2 protein-coding genes (1 of these 2 only partly in view) are annotated in these 18868 nt (G+C 74.1%); both read right to left on the bottom strand.

Translation table 11 applies throughout. The features are described 5' to 3' along the window. Nucleotides 1-49: 49 nt before the first annotated feature. Nucleotides 50-5446, bottom strand: coding sequence for a type I polyketide synthase (locus VSH64_RS12475; RefSeq protein WP_326835729.1), 5397 nt, complete (start codon nt 5444-5446; stop codon nt 50-52). 15 nt (nt 5447-5461) lie between these two features. After that, a protein-coding gene (locus VSH64_RS12470; protein WP_326835728.1) for a type I polyketide synthase crosses the window boundary here: on the bottom strand, nt 5462-18868 show its 3' end. Its footprint extends 17781 nt past the window's final position; only the last 13407 of its 31188 coding nucleotides appear in the window; the start codon falls outside the window, past its right edge; it ends in the stop codon at nt 5462-5464.

The raw sequence follows: 18868 nt of genomic DNA, 5'->3' as shown, positions 1-18868 counted from the left end.
AAAACCTCCCGGAGTTCCAGGGGAAAGACGGCTCGACCTACCGGGTTACTCAGCCGAGCCCCAGTTCCTCGTCGATCAGGGCGAACATCTCGTCGTCGGTCGATTCGGCGAGCGCGGTGCCGGCCGGCGCGGTGACCGCCGGCCCGCGGTCGCGGTCCTCGACCTTCCAGTGCAGTGCGGAAAGCCGTTTGCCGAGCCGGGTCCGCACCGCTGGTTCGAGCGCGGCCCCCGCCAGGGCCGCCTCCAGCCGCTCGAGGTCCGCGAACACGGATCCCGCCCCGGTGTCCTCGGCCGCGGCGCCGAGGTCGGCGCCGAGCCGGCGAGCCAGCGCGACGGGGGTCGGGTGGTCGAAAATGGTGGTGGCGGGCAGTTTCACGCCGGTCTCGGCCGCGAGCCGGTTGCGCAGCTCGACCGCGGTGAGCGACGTCAAGCCGAGGTCGGTGAAGCCGCGCTCGACGTCGAGCGAGTCGGCCGCGCCGTGGCCCAGCACGGTCGCCGCGTGCCGGGACACCAGCTCCAGCAGGAGGGCGTGCTGCTCGCGCGCGCTGCGGCCGGCGAGCTTCTCGGCCAAGGCCGGCCCGCCGGTCTCGACCGGTGCGGCGGCACCGACCGCGCGCCGCGCCGGCGGACGCACCATCCCGCGCAGCACGGGCGGGATGTCGTCGTGGGAAGTGCCGCCGAGGCGCAGCGGCACCGGCACGACGAACGCGGCGTCAACCTTCGCGGCAGCGTCGAACAGCCGCAGGCCGAGCTCGGCCGAGAGCGGCAGCACACCGCCGCGGCGGAACCGCGCGAGATCGGTCTCCTCGACGCCGCCGGTCATGGTGCTGCGCTCGGCCCAGAAGCCCCAGGCCAGCGACGTGGCCGGCAGTCCGGCCGCACGACGGCGAGCCGCGAGGGCGTCGAGGAAGGTGTTGGCGGCGGCGTAGTTGGCCTGGCCGGCGTTGCCGAACACGCCCGCCGCGGAGGAGAACAGCACGAACGCGCTGAGGTCCTTGTCCCGGGTGAGCTCGTCGAGCGCCACGGCGACGTCGACCTTGGGCCGCAGCACCGGGTGCAGCCGCTCGGCGGTCTGGGCTTCGAGCGCACCGTCGTCGAGCACGCCGGCGAGGTGCACCACGGCCGTGAGCGGTTCGCCGGCCAGCAGGTTCGCGAGCGCGGTGCGGTCGGTGACGTCGCAGGCTTCGACTCGCGCGGTGGCACCGAGATCGGCCAGCTCGGCCACCAGTTCCCGGGCACCGGGCGCATCGACACCGCGGCGGCTGGTGAGGAGCAGGTCGGTCACGCCGTGCTCGGCCACGAGGTGGCGGGCGACGAGCGCGCCCAGCGCGCCGGTGCCGCCGGTCAGCAGCACCGGACCGGCGCCCCAGCCGGCCGGTTCCGCGGTGCGCTCGGCGCGGGCGAGGCGCGGCACGCTCACCGCACCACCGCGGATCGCGAGCTGTGCCTCGCCGCTGCCGAGCGCCGGTGCGAGAGCCATCAGGGACGCTTCGTCGTCGTCCACGTCCACCAGCACGAACCGGCCCGGGTGCTCGGTCTGGGCCGAGCGCACGAGACCCCACACGCCGGCGCCGGTGAGCCCGGCCACGGTGTCGCCGGGTCCCGCGGCCACGGCGTTGCGGGTGAGCAGGACCAGGCGGCTGTCGTCGAACCGTTCGTCGGCGAGCCAGGCCCGCACGGCTTCCAGGGCCGCGGCGGTGGTCTCGTGCGCGGCGGCGGTCACGTCGTCCTGCTCGGACACCAGCGGCAGCACGACCACCGGCCGAGCGTCCACTTCGGACAGCGTCGCCGCAGTGGCGCCGAGTGCCGCGGCCAGCGGGCCGGTGCCGACCGCCACATACTCCACCGAGTTGCCGGTCGACGCGGGCGTCCAGTCGAGCCGGAAGAGCGCCGAACGCAGGTCGGCCTCGGGCGCCGCGATCTTCGCCGGGTCGAGCGGCCGCAGTTCGACGCGGTCGCACGTCACCACCGGTTCGCCGGCGCCGTCGACCGCGCTCAGTGCGACCCCGTCGGCCGTCCGGCGCAGGTGCACGCGCAGGGTCGTCGCGCCGGTGGCCGCCACGGTCACGCCGTGCCAGGCGGACGGCAGCGCGAAGGTGTCCTCGGAAACGCAGGTGAGCAAGGTCTGCAGAAGCGCGGGATGCAGGAGGCACGACCCGGCGGCGTGCTCCAGGTCGGCCGCGAGCGTGACCTCGGCGAACACGTCGGTCTCCCCCAGCCACACGCCGGTGACCGAGGTGAACAGCGGGCCGGCTTCGAAACCGTGGCGGGCGGCGCGGGAGGCGAACGCGTCGAGGTCCTCGGCCACGGCGTCGCGCGGCGGCCACTCGACCGACGCGGTGATCGGCGCGGCCGGCCGCAGGGTGCCGATGGCGTGGCGGATCCACGGGCCGTCGTCGAAGCGCGCGTAGACGGCGACCGTGCCCGTGCCGCCGTCCGGTTCGGCGATCACCTGCACCTGCGCCGCGGCACCGTCGGCCAGCGTGAGCGGCTCGTCCACGGTCAGCCGGTCGAGCGCCGGCAGCCCGGCTTCCGCACCGGCCCGCACGGCCCACTCGACGAACGCCGTGTCCGGCACCAGCACCGTGCCCGCCACCGCGTGGTCGGCCAGCCAGGGCTGGGCGGCGAGCGACACGCGGCCGGTGAGCACCACCCCGCGGTCGTCGGCCAGCGCCACGGCGGCTCCCAGCAGCGGGTGGTCCGCGGCGGCGACGCCGAGACCGGTGGCGTCGGCGGCCGAGGGCAGCACCTCGGGCCAGAACCGGCGGCGCTGGAAGGCGTACGTCGGCAGATCCACCCGGCGGCCGGGGGTGGCGTCGGTCCAGTCCACCGCCACACCGCGTACGTGGGCCTCGGCGAACGACGTGTACAGCCGCGCCAGTCCTCCTTCGTGGCGACGCAGCGAGCCGACGGCGACCACGTCGGTGCCGGCACTCTCGGCCGTGTCCTGCACGCTCATCACGAGCACCGGGTGCGCGCTGGCCTCCACGAACACGTCGTGGTCCTCGGCCAGCAGTGCGCGCAACGCGGTCTCCAGCTGCACGACGCCGCGGAGGTTGTCGTACCAGTACCGCGCGTCGAGCCCGGCGGTGTCGTGCCAGGCGCCGGTCACGGTCGAGCAGAACGGGATCTCGGCGCTGCGCGGGGCGATCGGCGCCAGCTCACGCAGCAGCTCGTCGCGGATACGCTCCACGTGGTGCGAGTGCGAGGCGTAGTCCACCGGCACCTTCTTGGCCCGCACGCCGTCGGCCTCGCACGCCGCGAGGAACTCGTCGAGGGCGCCCGCGTCACCGGACACGACCACCGATCCGGGCCCGTTGACCGCGGCGATCGACACGCCGTCGTGGTTTTCCAGCCGCGCCGTCACGACGTCGCGCGAGGCAGTGACCGAGGCCATCCCGCCGAGACCGGACAGTTCGCGCGCGATGGCCTGGCTGCGCAACGCGACCACGCGAGCACCGTCCTCAAGGGACAGTCCACCCGAGACACACGCGGCGGCGATCTCCCCCTGCGAGTGCCCGACGACGGCGGCCGGCACCACCCCGGCTGCCCGCCAGACCTCGGCGAGCGCGACCATCATCGCCCACAGCGCGGGCTGCGCCACGTCCACGCGATCCAGCGTCGGCGCCCCATCGGCGCCGGTCAGGACCTCGCGAAGCGACCAGTCCACCAGCGGCCGCAGCGCGGCTTCACACTCGTCGATCCGCTGCGCGAACACCGGTGACGTCGCGAGCAGCTCGGCGCCCATGCCGGCCCACTGCGACCCTTGGCCCGGAAACACCAGCACGATCCGGCGTTCGTCCGGGATCCGGCCGTCGAATTCGACCACGCCGGGGCCGGGGGTGCCCTCGGCCAGCGACCGCACGCCGGCCAGCAGTTCGTCGCGAGTGCCGCCGACCACCACGGCGCGGCGCTCGTGCCGCGTCCGGCCGGTGGCGAGCGAGTGCGCGACGTCGGCGGGACTGCCCTCGACCTCGAGCAACGCCAGCGCCTGGCCACGCAGCGCCGCCTTGCTCCGCGCCGCCAGCAGCCACGGCACCACCGCGGGGCTCTCGCCCGGCTCCACCGGCTCGACGGCCGGCGCCTGTTCGAGGATCACGTGCGCGTTGGTGCCGCTCATCCCGAACGACGACACGGCCGCCCGGCGCGGCCGGCCGGTCTCGGGGAACGCCGTCGCTTCGGTGAGCAGTGAGACCGCGCCGGAGGACCAGTCGACGTGCGGCGACGGCGTCTCGGCGTGCAGCGTCTTCGGGGCGAGGTTGTGCTTGAGCGCCAGCACCATCTTGATCACCCCCGCGACACCGGCCGCGGCCTGCGTGTGGCCGAGGTTCGACTTGATCGAACCCAGCAGCAGCGGCCGGTCGGCGGGTCGGCCCTGCCCGTAGGTGGCGAGCAGCGCGTCCGCCTCGATCGGGTCCCCCAGGGCCGTGCCGGTGCCGTGGGCCTCCAGCACATCAACGTCCTCGGTGGACAGCCGGGCGTTCTCCAGTGCCTGGCGGATCACGCGCTGCTGCGCGGGCCCGTTGGGTGCAGTGAGCCCGTTGGACGCGCCGTCCTGGTTCACGGCCGAGCCGCGCAGCACCGCGAGCACCTCGTGGCCTGCGCGCTCGGCGTCGGAAAGCCTTTCCAGCACCAGCATCCCGGCGCCCTCGGCCCAGCCGAACCCGTCGGCGCCGTCGGCGAACGCCTTGCAGCGCCCGTCCGGCGCGAGCGCCCGCATCCGGCTGAACTCGACCAGCGGCGCGGCCGTGGTGATCACGCTCATGCCGCCGGCCAGCGCGAGCGAACACTCACCCGACCGCAGCGACCTCGCGGCCCAGTGCAGCGCGACCAGCGACGCCGAGCACGCCGTGTCCACGGTGACCGCCGGGCCCTCGAAGCCGAACGTGTAAGCGAGCCGCCCGGACGCCACGCTGCCGGCGACCCCGGTGCTCACGTACCCTTCCAGGTCCTCGCGGGCGTCGCCCAGCACCGAGCCGTAGTCCTGGCCGTTGGTGCCCACGAACACGCCGGTCCGCGAACCGCGCAGCCGCGCCGGATCGAGGCCGGCACGTTCCAGGGCCTCCCACGACGTCTCGAGCAGCAGCCGCTGCTGCGGGTCCATGGCGAGTGCCTCGCGCGGCGCGATGCCGAAGAAGTCCGCGTCGAAGTCGGCGATCCCGTCGAGGAAACCGCCGCGGCGGGCCACGGGGAACTCGCCGCCGTCGAGCTCGGCGGGCCACCCGCGATCTACCGGCAGGTCGCCGATCACGTCACGGCCTTCGGCGGCCACGGCCCACAGGTCCTCGGCCGAGCGCACCCCGCCGGGGAACCGGCACCCCACGCCCACGATCGCGATCGGCTCGTGCGCCGCGTCCACGAGCTGCTTGTTCACACGGCGCAGGCGCTCGACCTCTTTCGCCGCCGTCCGCAGGGCTTCGACGACCTTTTCGCTGGGCGTGGTCATGGCTGTCAGCTCCGTCTAGTCGCGGGTCGGATCGGGATCGGTGAGGAACGCCTGCACGAGGTCGTCCACGTCCATCGAGTCGATCGAGGCCTCCGGTGCGGAGTCCTCCGGGTGCTGCGCCGCCAGCTCGCGCAGCTGCCGGAGCAGGCCGGCCTCACGCAGGCGGTGCGGCGGGATCGCGGCCAACAGGCGCGTGATCTCCGTGTTTTCGTCCGGCGCCGAGGTTTCCGGCACGAGCCGCCGCACCAGGTGCTCGGCCAGCACCCTCGGTGTCGGGTGGTCGAACACGAGGCTCGCGGCGAGCCCCAGCCCGGTCGCCGCGGCGAGGCGATTGCGGACCTCGATCGCCGTGAGCGAGTCGAAGCCGAGGTCCCGGAACGGTTTCCCGGCGGCGACCGCCTTCCGGTCACCGTGGCCGAGCACCGCGGCGACCTGGGTGCGCACCACGTCGAGCGCGGCGGCCGCCCGGTCGGCACCGGGCAGCGTCGCGAGCCGCTCGCGCAGGCCCGACGCGGCCGTCTCGGCTGCTCGCCGGCCCGCGGCCACCTCGGCGAGCACTTCGCGCGCCGCGGGCAGGTCGGCCAGCGCCGCGTTCGGCCGGACTTCCAGCAGGCCCGTGAGGAACGGGCGGTGCTGCAGGTCCGCCACCACGAGCGAGGGGGCGCCGTCGGTCACCGCGTGGGCGAGCGCGTCGAGCGCCAGCTCGGGCGGCAGCGCCGCGGCGCCGATCCGGTCGAGTTCCGCCGTGGTGGCCATGCCGCCGCCGGCCCAGGCGCCCCACGAGATCGAGGTCGCCGCGAGCCCGGCCGCGTGCCGGCGTTCGGCCAGCCCGTCGAGCACGGCGTTCGCCGCCGCGTAGTTGGCCTGACCCAGGTTGCCGACCGCGCTGGACACCGACGAGAACAGCACGAACGCCGCCAGGTCGAGGTCGCGGGTCAGCTCGTCCAGCACGAAGGCCGACGTCACCTTGGCCCGGTACACCGCCTCGAAACGATCCGGTGTCAGGCTGTCGAGCACGCCGTCGTCGAGAACACCGGCGGTGTGCACGATGCCGGTGAGCGGGTGCTCCTCCGGAATTCCGGCCAACAGGCGCGCCACGGCGGCCCGGTCGGCGACGTCGCACGCGGTCACGGTCACGCGGGTGCCACCGGCGGTCAGTTCGTCGCGCAGCTCCATGGCGCCCGGTGCGTCGAGCCCGCGGCGGCTCACCAGCAGCAGGTGCTCGGCGCCGGTGGCGGCCAGGCGCCGGGCGACATGCGCACCCAGCGCGCCGGTGCCACCAGTGACCAGCACGGTGCCGATCGGCGACCACGGCGTGCCCTCGGCCGGGCGGGCCGGGGCCAGGCGCCGGGCGAGCACGCCGGCCGGACGCACCGCGAGCTGGTCCTCGCCGGAAGTGCCGACCACGTCGGCGATCCGGCGCAGCACGTCGGGGCCGAGGTCCTCGGGCAGGTCGACGACGCCGCCCCACAGTTGCGGATACTCCAGGGCTGCGACCCTCGCCAAACCCCAAACACCGGTGCGGTACGGATCTTCGACGCGGTCACCGGCCGCCGCGGCGACCGCGGCGCGCGTGAGCACCCACAGTGGGGCGGCGATCCGCGCGTCGCCGAGAGCCTGGATCACAGCGGTGGTGTCGACGGCGCCGGACTGCCCCGGCAAGGCCGTGGCCAGCAGCGAAACCACCGCGGTGTAGGGCGATTCCGCTGCCTCGCGCAGCGACTCCGCCAGGCAGCCACGGCTCGGGTCCGCGATCTCGACCACGATCACGTCGTCGAGCGCTGCCACGACCTCCGTGGTCCAGGCGTCGGCTCCGGTGGGCACGAGGACCAGGCGCGGGCCGGGCTTCGCCGCCGCCGGCCGGACCGAAGTCCAGGTTTCGCGGTAGCGGTGCGCGTCGAGGGCCGAACGGGCCTGCCGGCGGCGGCGCCAGGTGGAGAGGGCGGGCACCACAGTGGACAGGGCGGGTCCGTCCAGCTCCAGGCTGGCCGCCAGCGTCGCGAGGTCTTCCTGTTCCACGGCGGCCCAGAACTCCGCGTCCACGGCGGCGGCCGAGCCGAGCGCGGCCGTGGCCGCCGCCCGCTCGGGCCAGAAGCGCTGGTGACGGAAGGGATAGGTGGGCAGGTCGACGTGGGCGGCACCGGTGCCTTCGGTGGCGCGGGTCCAGTCCACGTCCACGCCCGCGGTGTGCAGGCGGGCCAGCGCGGCCAGCAGCGACGGTTCCTCGGCGCGGTCCTTGCGCAGGGCCGGGGTGGCGATCACGTCGTCGCCGTCGGCGGCGCCGAGCGCGAGGGCCGTGAGGACACCGTCGGGGCCGAGCTCCAGGAAGGTGTCGGCGCCGGCGGCTTCCAGTGCCGCGACGCCGTCGGCGAAGCGCACGGTCTCGCGGACGTGGCGCACCCAGTAGCCGGGTGTGCCCATCCGTTCGGCCGCGTCCCCGATCGACCCCGACACCGTCGAGGCGATCGGGATCCGCGGCGCGGCGAGCCTCAGCGTCTCCACCACTCGCGCGAACTCCTCCAGCACGGGTTCCATCAGCACTGAGTGGAACGCATGGCTGACCGGCAAACGCCTAGTCTTTCGGCCCAGCCGGGAAAACTCGGCCGCGACCACAGTGACTTCGGCGTCGAGGCCGGCGAGCACGACCGCGTCCGGGCCGTTGACCGCGGCGACCGAAACTCCGTCGCGCAGGCGCGGGGTTACCTCGTCCGCACTCGCCTGCACGGAGATCATCACGCCGCCAGGGGGCAGGGCCTGCATGAGCCGGCCGCGGGCGGTCACGAGCGAGCAGGCGTCCTCGAGCGTGAGCACCCCGGCGACGTGGGCCGCCGCGATCTCGCCGATCGAGTGCCCGGCCAGCAGGTCCGGCCGCACACCGAACGACTCCACGAGCCGGTAGAGCGCCACCTCGATCGCGAACAGCGCGGGCTGCGCCCACTCCGTGCGGTCGAGGGTCTCGGCGTCAGCACCCCACACGACCTCGCGCAGCGGCCGGGTCAGCCGCTCGTCCAGCAGCGCCGCGACGGTGTCGAAGGCTTCGGCGAACACCGGGAACCGGGCGTGCAGGTCGCGGCCCATGCCGAGCCGCTGCGAGCCCTGTCCGGCGAACAGCACGGCCAGCGTCCGCTCGTCACTCTCGCCCCGAGCCGCTTCGGTGACCCCGTCGGCGTCGGCGAGCAGCACCGCGCGGTGCTCGAACGGTGGCCGGGCGGCCAGCGCCCGGGCGACGTCGACGGCCGCGGTGTCCGGGTGTGCCGCGGCGAAGGCCCGCATCCGGGTCACCTGTTCGTCGAGCGCTTCGGCGTCGCGGCCGGACACCGGCCAGGCGAGCACCGCCGGCGTCACCGCCGGTTCCGCGGCGGGTTCCGCCGGCGGGGCCTGCTCGATGATCACGTGCGCGTTGGTGCCGCTCACGCCGAAGGACGACACCCCGGCCCGGCGCGGATGCCCGGTCTCGGGCCACGGCCGCGCCTCGGTGAGCAGGTCGATCGCGCCCGAGGTCCAGTCGACGCGCGACGACGGCGCGCTGAGGTGCAGCGTCTTCGGCAGCAGGTCGTGGTGCAGCGCGAGCACCATCTTGATCACGCCGGCGACCCCGGCGGCGGCCTGGGTGTGACCGATGTTCGACTTCACCGAACCCAGCAGCAGCGGCGTTTCCCGGTCCTGCCCGTAGGTCGCGAGCAGGCCCTGGGCCTCGATCGGGTCGCCGAGCACCGTGCCGGTGCCGTGCGCCTCGACCGCGTCGACGTCCGAAGCGGACAGTCCGGCGTTGGCCAGCGCCTGGCGGATCACCCGCTGCTGCGAGGGCCCGTTGGGGGCGGTGAGGCCGTTGGACGCGCCGTCCTGGTTCACTGCGCTGCCGCGGACCACCGCCAGCACTTCGTGGCCGTGGCGGCGGGCGTCGGAGAGGCGCTCGACGAGGATCACGGCGACGCCTTCGGACCAGCCGGTGCCGTCGGCGCCGTCGGCGAAGGCCTTGCACCGGCCGTCGGGCGCGAGCCCGCCTTGGCGGGTGAACTCGCTGAACGAGTCGGCGGTGGTCATCACCGTGACGCCGCCGACCACGGCGAGCGAGCACTCGCCCGAGCGCAGCGACTGGCTCGCCCAGTGCAGGGCGACCAGCGAAGACGAGCAGGCCGTGTCGACCGTGACCGCCGGCCCTTCGAAGCCGAACGTGTAGGCCAGCCGGCCCGACGCGACACTCGCGGCGAGCCCGGTGCTCACGTGCCCTTCCAGGTCCTCGGCGGCGTGGGCCACGAGGTCGGCGTAGTCCTGGCCGTTGGTGCCGATGAACACGCCCGCGTCGGTGCCGCGCACCGAAGCCGGGTCGATGCCGGCGCGTTCGAACGCCTCCCAGGTGGTTTCGAGCAGCTGCCGCTGCTGCGGGTCCATGGCCAGGGCTTCGCGCGGCGAGATGCCGAAGAACTCGGCGTCGAACTGCGGGAGGTCGTGGAGGAAACCGCCGTGCAGGGCGTCGCTGCGGCCGCGGCCGTCGCGGTCGCCGTGGGCGAGCAGGTCGAGGTCCCAGCCGCGATCGGCCGGGAACGGCGTGATGCCGTCGCGGCCCTCGGCCACGAGGTCCCAGAACTCGTCGGGTGAGGTCACGTCGCCGGGCAGGCGGCAGCTCATGCCGACGATCACGATCGGGTCCTGGTCGTCGGCCACGGTGGCGCGCGCGGCGGGCACGGTCTGGTGTTCGCCGAGGAGCTCACCGAGCAGGTGCTCGGTGAGCACCGACGCGGTCGGGTGGTCGTAGACCAGCGTGGCCGGCAGCACGAGCCCGGTCGCCGCCTTGAGCCGCGTGGGCAGCTCGACGGCGGTCAGCGAGTCGAACCCGAGGTCACGGAACGCCCGGTCGGGCGCGATGGTTTTGGTACCGGCGTGGCCGAGCACACGGGCGACGGTCTGGCGCACCAGATCCAGCACCACCGCCCGGCGTTCCTGCTCGGGCAGGCCACGCAACCGGTCGCTCAGCGCCGAGCCCGCCGACGCGGCCGCCGCGCGCTGGTCGGCCAGCACCTCGCGGGCTTCCGACAACCCCGACAGCAGCGGCGACGGGCGCAGGCCCAGCACCGCTTCGAGGAACGGCCGGTGGCGCAGGTCGGCGACCACGGTCGTGGTCTCCTCCCCCGCGACCAGGCGGCGCAGTTCCGCCAACGCGAGCTGCGGGTCGAGCGCACCGGGTTCGGTGCCCCACGAGCCCCAGCCGATCGCCGTCGCGGGCTTGCCTTGCGCCCGACGGCGGGCAGCGAGCGCGATGAGGGTGGCGCCCGCCGTTGCCCGTGCGGTGTGGGCCGGCGTGCCGACGGAGCCGGAGGCCGAGGCGAACAGGACAAACGCGTCGAGGTCCGTGGTCAGTTCGTCGAGCGCGAGCGCGGGGTCGACCGTCTCGGTCGGGTCGGCACCGTCGAGGCCGGCGGTGTGGACCACGGCGGTGATATCGCGGCCGGTGAGCATTTCGGCCATCGCGGCGCGGTCGGCCGCTTCCGCGCCGACGCGCAGCACGTCGTCGGCGCCCCAGTCGAGCAGGCTGCTCGCGACCTCGTCGGCGAGGGTGCCGGTGCCCGTGACCAGCACGGTGCCGGCCGGTGTCCACTCGCCCGCGTCCGGCAGCGGGGCCGGTTCGAGGCGCCGGGCCAGGATTCCGGTGTCGCGGATGGCGAGTTCGTCCTCGTCGCCGGCGTTGCTCAGCACCGCGGCCAGGTGGGTGAGCACGGTGTCGTCGAGCTCCGCCGGGAGATCGACGAGCCCGCGCCACCGCGCCGGGTGTTCCAGCGCCGCGACCCGGCCGAAGCCCCAGACCGCGGCCTGGGCCGGATCGGTGGCGTGCTCGCGGGTGACCGTCCACAGTGGCGCGCTCGCCGCACGGCTCAGCTCGGCCGTCTGCTCGGCCGACGGCAGGAGCGACACGATGCCGCTCACGTCCTCGGCGGCGGCCACCTCGGCGAGGGAGACCGGCGTCAGGCCGAGGCCCGTCACGATCCGGTTGGTCCACTCCCCGGGTTCATGGACGACGGCGAGCCAGGTACCGGTACGGCCGCCGGTGATCGGCGCCGGCACCCAGGACTCGCGGAAGCGCAGGGAATCCGCGCGGTCGCGGTTGCGCCAGGCGCTGAGCGTCGCGAGGTCACCGCGGTCGACCGCGGCCCAGAACTCGTCGTCGACCACAGGGTCGTCGGCGCGCTCCGGCCAGAAGCGTTCCCGCTGGAAGGCGTACGGCGGCAGTTGCACCCGCGCCGCGCCGGTGCAGGTGAACACCTCGGTCCAGCGCACGTCGACGCCGGCCACGAACAGCTCCGCCAGCGCGGTGACCGCCGCCTGCTCCTCGTCCCGGTCCTTGCGCAGCAGGGGAACCACGACCTCGACGCCGGCGGCACGGGCCGGCGCGGACAGGGTGCCATCCGGGCCCAGCTCGAGGAACGCGGTCGCGCCCTGCTCGGTGAGCGCCCGCACGCCGTCGGCGAACCGCACGGTGGCGCGCACGTGCTCGACCCAGTACTCCGCCCACGACTCGGGCTCGGCCAGCGCACCGGTCACCGTCGACACCATCGGGATCGACGGCGCCGCGTAGTCGAGCGCTTCCGCGACGGTGCGGAACTCGGCCAGCATCGGCTCCATCAACGGCGAGTGGAACGCGTGCGACACGGCCAGGCGCTTGGCCTTGCGGTCGCCGAAGTGCGCGGCCACGGCGTCGACCGCTGCCACGGTGCCGGCCAGCACCAACGCGGCCGGGCCGTTGATCGCGGCGATCGAGACGTCGGGGGTCAGGTGCGGCGTCACCTCGTCCTCGGCGGCTTCCAGCGCGAGCATCACACCTCCGGGCGGCAACGCCTGCATCAGCCGTCCGCGAGCGGTCACCAGCTTCGCCGCGTCGGCCAGCGACAGCACGCCGGCGACGTGCGCGGCGGCGATCTCGCCGATGGAGTGGCCGGCCACGAACTCCGGCGTCACCCCGAGCGACTCGACCAGGCGGAACAACGCCACTTCCAGCGCGAACAGCGCGGGCTGCGTCCAGCCGGTGTGGTCGAGCTCGGCGGCGTCCGGGCCCCACACGACCTCACGCAGGCCGTCGGGCAGCACGGCCAGCGCGTCGTCGAAGGCTTCCGCGAACACCGGGAAACGACCATGGAGATCGCGGCCCATCCCGAGCCGCTGCGCGCCCTGACCCGCGAACAACACCGCCAGGGTCTGGTCCCGGGCCTCGCCCCGGGCGAGTTCCGTACCGTGGGCAAGCACGGAGCGGTGCGCGAACACACCGCGGCCGGCCAGCGTTCGGCCGACGCCGAGCGGCTCACCGTCCACTTGGGAGATCTGTGCGTTGAGGGCTTCCGGCGTCTTCGCGGAGAAGACCCACGGTGCGACCGTCGGTGCGACGGTCGCGGGCTTGGCCGCCGGCGCCATCGGGGCTTGCTCCAGGATCAGGTGCGCGTTGGTGCCGCTGATGCCGAACGACGACACCGCCGCGCGGCGCACCCGGTCGACCTCGGGCCACGGCCTCGCCTCGGTGGCCAGCTCGATCGCCCCCGCCGTCCAGTCCACCTGCGACGACGGCGTGTCCACGTGCAGCGTCTTCGGCACCGTGCCGGCCCGCAGGGCCATCACCATCTTGATCACGCCGGCCACCCCGGCCGCGGCGAGGCTGTGGCCGATGTTGGACTTCACCGAGCCGAGCAGCAGCGGCGTTTCCCGGTCCTGCCCGTAGGTCGCGAGCAGCGCCTGCGCTTCGATCGGGTCACCGAGGGCGGTGCCGGTGCCGTGGCCTTCCATCACGTCCACGTCCTGAGTGGACAGTCCGGCACCGGCCAGCGCGGCGCGGATCACGCGTTGCTGCGAAGGACCGTTCGGGGCCGAGAGGCCGTTGGACGCGCCGTCCTGGTTCACGGCCGAGCCGCGGATCACGGCGAGCACGTCGTGGCCGTTGCGCTTCGCGTCGGACAGCCGCTCCAGCAGCACGAGCCCCACGCCCTCGGCGATGCTCATGCCGTCGGCGGCCTCGGCGAACGCCTTCACGCGCCCGTCGGCCGCCATCATCCGCTGGCGGCTGAAGCCGACGAACGTGCTCGGCGTGGCTACCACCTGCACGCCGCCGGCCAGCGCCAACGTGCTCTCACCGCTGCGCAGCGACTGGCACGCCAGGTGCATCGAGACCAGCGAAGACGAGCAGGCGGTGTCGATCGTGACCGCCGGGCCCTCCAGCCCGAACACATACGAGATCCGGCCGGACAACACGCTCGCGTCGGCGCCGGTCACGCGGTGCCCGTCGGCGCCGTCCGGGGCCTTGAACGCGGCCGAGCTGTAGTCGTCCGCGCTCGCGCCGACGAACGTGCCGGTGCGGCTGCGGCGCAGGGTCGCCGGGTCGATGCCGGCGTGCTCGAACGTCTCCCAGGCCGTCTCCAGCAGCAGCCGCTGCCGCGGGTCCATCGCGACGGCCTCGCGCGGCGAGATGCCGAAGAACTCCGCGTCGAAGTCCGTGGCCTGGTCCATGAAGCCGCCGTGCGTGGCGTAGGTCTTGCCCTCGCGGTCGGGGTCCGGGTCGTAGAGGTCGCGGATGCGCCAGCCGCGGTCGACCGGGAACTCGGTGATCGCGTCGGTACCGGCGCCGACCAGCGCCCACAGGTCCTCGGCCGAGCGCACGCCGCCCGGGTAGCGGCAGCCGATGCCGACCACCACGATCGGGTCGCCGTCGAGCGCCTTCGCCGGTGCCGCAACGGCTTGCGGCCCGGCTTCCCGCCCGGTTTCGCTGTCACCGACCAGATCGGTCAGCAGCAGCTCGGCCAGCCGCTCCGGTGTCGGGTGGTCGAACACGAGGGTCGACGGGAGGCGCAGCCCGGTCGCGGCGGTGAGGCGGTTGCGCAGTTCGACCGCGGTGAGCGAGTCGAAACCCTGTTCCCGGAACTCGCGCCGGACGTCGATCGCGTGCCCGGACGCGTGGCCGAGCACCGCCGCGGCTTCCGTGCGCACGAGCTCGGCCAGGAACTTCAGCCGCTCTCCCGGCCGCAGCTCGCTCACGCGCCGGCCGAGTGAACCGGCGGCTCCGTTGGCGGACGCCTTCGCCGCCGTACGTCGGCCGCCGGTCACGAGACCACGCAGCAACGCGGGCACCTCAGCCTGGCGCCGCAGTGCTGCCGTGTCGAGCTTCGCGGCGACGACCAGCGCCTCGTCCGTGGCCACGGCGCCGTCGAAGAGCGCCAGGCCGTGCGCGGTGTCGATCGGCGGCAGCCCGGCGGCGCTCATGCGCGCGACGTCCGTGTCGCTCAGCTCGCCGGTCATGCCGCTGGCCTGGGCCCACAGCGTCCAGGCGACGGACGTCGCCGGAAGTCCCTGGGCAGCCCGGTGCGCGGCCAGTGCGTCGAGGTAACCGTTGGCCGCGGCGTAGTTGCCCTGGCCCGGGCTGCCGGTCACGCCGGCGACCGAGGAGAACAGCACGAAGTCCGCGAGGTCGGCGTCGCGGGTCAGCTCGTGCAGGTGCCAGGCGGCGTCGACCTTGGGCCGCAGCACCTGCGCGAGCCGGTCCGGGGTCAGCGATTCCACCGTGCCGTCGGCGAGCACCCCGGCGGTGTGCACGACCGCGGTCAGCGGGTGTTCGGCCGGCACGGACGCGAGCAGCTCGGCCACGGCGGCGCGGTCGGCGGTGTCGCACGCGGCGAGCGTGACCTCGGCGCCGAGGCCGGTCAGCGTCTCCCGCAGCTCAATCGCACCCGGGGCGTCGGCGCCGCGGCGACCGACCAGCAGCAGGTGTCGCATCCCGCGCTCGGTCACCAGGTGCTTCGCCAGCTCGGCCCCGAGCACGCCGGTGCCGCCGGTGATGAGCACCGTGCCCTCGGGCCGCCAGGCCTTCGGCTGGGTGAGCACTATCTTGCCGGTGTGCTTGCCCTGGCTCATGAAGCGGAACGCGTCCCGGGCGCGGCGGATGTCCCAGGTGGTCACGGGCAGCGGCTTGAGCACGCCGGCGCCGAACAGCTCCAGCAGCGAGGCGAGCATCTCCTGCGTGCGGTCGGCGCCGGCCTCCACGAGGTCGAAGGCGCGGTAGCGGATCCGCGGGAAGTCCTCGGGTTCGCGGATGTCGGTCTTGCCCATCTCGAGGAACCGGCCGCCGTCGGTGAGCAGCCGCACGGACGCGTCCACGAACTCCTGCGCCAGCGAGTTGAGCACCACGTCGACCGGGCCGAACTTCTCCTCGAAGTCGAGCGTGCGCGACGACGCGATGTGGTCCTCGGCCACGCCGAGCTCCCGCAGCAGGTGCTGCTTGCCTTCGCTGGCGGTGGCGTAGACCTCGAGACCGAAATGGTGCGCGAGCTGGATCGCGGCCATCCCGACGCCACCGGCGCCGGCATGGATGAGGATCGACTGGCCCCGCCGGACGTCGGCGAGGTCGACGAACGCGTAGTACGCGGTGAGATACACGAGCGCGACCGAGGCCGCTTCCTGCGCGCTCCAGCCGTCCGGTACTCGGGCGAGGTATCGCTCGTCGGCCACGGTGACGTCGGCGAAACCGCCGTTGAGGACCCCGAACACGGCGTCCCCGGGCCGCAGCCCGGTCACGGCGGCACCGACGTCGGTGACCACTCCCGAGCCTTCGAGGCCGGGCAAGCCGGACTTGCGGGGGTTCATGCCGAGCGCGTCGATCACGTCGCGGAAGTTCAGGCCCGACGCGGCAAGGCGCACGCGCACCTCACGCTCGCCCAGCGGAGCCAGGACCTCCGGGTTCGGGGTCAGGAACAGGTTGTCGAGGCTGCCCTTCTGCCGGGTGTCGAGGCGCCAGGGCGTGTCGCCGGCGGGCGGCACGAGTGCGGAGCCGGTGCCGAGCCGCGCGAGGCGGCCCGCGAGCAGTTCGCCGGCGCGCACCGCGAGCTGCGGTTCGGCCGAACCGAGCACAGTGGACAGTGCGTCCGCGCCGGTCTCATCGAGGTCCACCAGCGTGAAGCGGCCGGGGTTCTCGGACTGGGCGGAGCGCACGAAGCCGCAGATGGCCGCGCCGGCCAGGTCGGGCACGTCCTCGCCGTCGTGGGCGGCCACGGCGCCTCGCGTGACCAGGACCAGCCGGGTGTCGGTGAAGCGGTCGTCGGCGAGCCAGCGCTGCAGCAGCGCGAGCACGGTCGCGGTGGCTTCGTGAACGGCGGCCGGGGTGGCGCCGCCGTGGACCGGCGCGAGCACCACGTCGGGCGTGGTGTCGAGGTCGTCGAGCGAGCCGACGGTGAGCGCGTGCAGCGGCGCGGCCAGGCGCTCGTCGCCGAGCACCACGCAGGTGCCGGACGCCGCGTCGGCCGTGACCGGGATCCACTGCAACCGGAACAGGCCTTCGTGCGTGCTCGGCTTCGGCGCGGCACCGGCGGCCCGCAACAACAGCGACTCGACGGACACCACGGGGGCGCCTTCGACGTCGACCGCGGCCAGGGCGACGGAATCGGCGCCGGTCGGGGTGAGCCGGACGCGCAGGGTCTGCGCGCCGGCCGCGTGCAGCGACACGTCGGACCAGGTGAACGGCAGCAGCGCCTTGCCCGCGCCACCGGGACCGGGCACGAACTTGATGGCGTGCAGCGCGCCGTCGAGCAGTGCGGGGTGCAGGCCGAACGCGGCGGCGGTGTCCTGGCCGCCGGGCTGGTCGGCGAGCGTGACCTCGGCGAACACCTCGTCGCCGCGCTGCCACGCGGCGGTGAGGCCCTGGAACGCCGGGCCGTAGCCGAAGCCGTCGGCCGCGGCGCGTTCGTAGTAGCCGTCGAGGTCGAGTGGTTGGGCGTCGGCGGGCGGCCAGGCGGAGGTGTCGAACTCGGCGGTGTTGGACTTGGCGGTGGTGAACTCGGAGCTGCGCGCGTCGGTCGTCAGGAAGCCACCGGCGTGTTTGGTCCACGGCGCTTCGATGTCGTCGGCCGGGCGGGCGTAGATGCCGACCTCACGGCGGCCGTGGTCGTCGGGTGCACCCGCGCGGACCTGCAGCACCACGGCACGGGCCGGGTCGAGCACGAGCGGCGCGGCGATGGTCAGCTCTTCGACGTGGTCGCAGCCGGCCTGGTCGCCGGCGCGGACTGCGAGTTCGAGGAATCCGGTGCCGGGGAAGAACACCGCACCGCCCACGGCGTGGTCGGCCAGCCACGGGTGCGTGGCGAGGGAAACGCGGCCGGTGAACACGACGTCGTCGCCCTCGGCCAACGTCATCGCGGCGCCGAGCAGCGGGTGCTCGGCCGAGGTGAGGCCGGCCGCGCTCACGTCTCCGGCGGTCACCGACGGCGCGGGCCAGAAACGCGTGTGCTGGAAGGCGTAGGTGGGCAGAGGGACGCGGCGGGCGTCGTCGAGGCCCCAGTCCACGTCGATGCCCCGGACATGGAGCTCGGCGGCCGAGGTGAAGAACCGCGCCAACGTGTCCTGGTCGCGCCGCAGCGTGCCGGTGACGACGATCGGTGTCGCCTCGTCCTCGAGCGTCTCCTGCACGCCCATGACCAGCACCGGGTGCGAGCTGATCTCGACGAACACGCGGTGCTGCTCGGCGAGCGCACGGATCGCGGGTTCGAAGCCGACTCGGCCGCGCAGGTTCCGGTACCAGTAGCCGGCGTCCATCGTGGTCGTGTCGAGCCAGGTGCCCTCGGCGGTCGAGTAGAACGGGATTTCGGCGGCGCGCGGCGTGATCGGCGCGAGCAGCTCGGCCAGCTCGTGCTCGATCGCCTCGACGTGCGCGGAGTGCGACGCGTAGTCCACGGCGATCTTCCGCACCCGCACACCTTCGGCGCCGAGCTGCTCGAACAGCACGTCGAGGCCGGCCGGATCACCGGCGACCACCACGGACCGCGGCCCGTTGACCGCCGCCATCGAGACGCCGTCCGGCAGGCGCGGCTCGACGTCGTCGACCGGCAGCGATACGGACATCATGCCGCCGTGACCCGCGAGCGTCCGCGCGATCGCCTGGCTGCGCAACGCCACCACCCGCGCCGCGTCCTCCAACGACAACGCACCCGCCACACACGCAGCAGCGATCTCACCCTGCGAATGCCCGACCACCGCGTCCGGCACCACACCATGCGACCGCCACAGAGCAGCCAGCGACACCATCATCGCCCACGACGCCGGCTGCACCACATCAACGCGATCGAGCGTCGGCGCCCCCTCGACCTGCCGCACCACATCCAACAACGACCAGTCCACAAAGGACGACAACGCCACCGCACACTCGGTCAACCGCTCCGCGAACACCGGCGACTCTTCGAGTAGCCGAGCGCCCATGCCCGCCCACTGCGAACCCTGGCCCGGGAACACGAACACCCGCTTGCCGTCCACGTCCGCGACACCGCGTACGACGGCGCTGCTCGCCTCGTCGCCGCGCAGCGCGGCAACGAGGTCAGCCGGGTCGTCGCCGACGAACACCGCGCGCCGGTCGAACGCCGCACGACTGGCGAGCAGCGAGTACGCAACATCCGCCGCGTGCTCGGGCCG

The organism is Amycolatopsis rhabdoformis (assembly GCF_035918295.1).
GTDB lineage: Bacteria > Actinomycetota > Actinomycetes > Mycobacteriales > Pseudonocardiaceae > Amycolatopsis > Amycolatopsis rhabdoformis.
This window is presented reverse-complemented; position numbering and strand designations above follow the sequence as displayed.

What these genes read in the sequence shown, in the direction of transcription:
- VSH64_RS12475 (WP_326835729.1), bottom strand. Translation starts at nt 5,446, where the DNA reads ATGACCACGCCCAGCGAAAAGGTCGTCGAAGCCCTGCGGACGGCGGCG.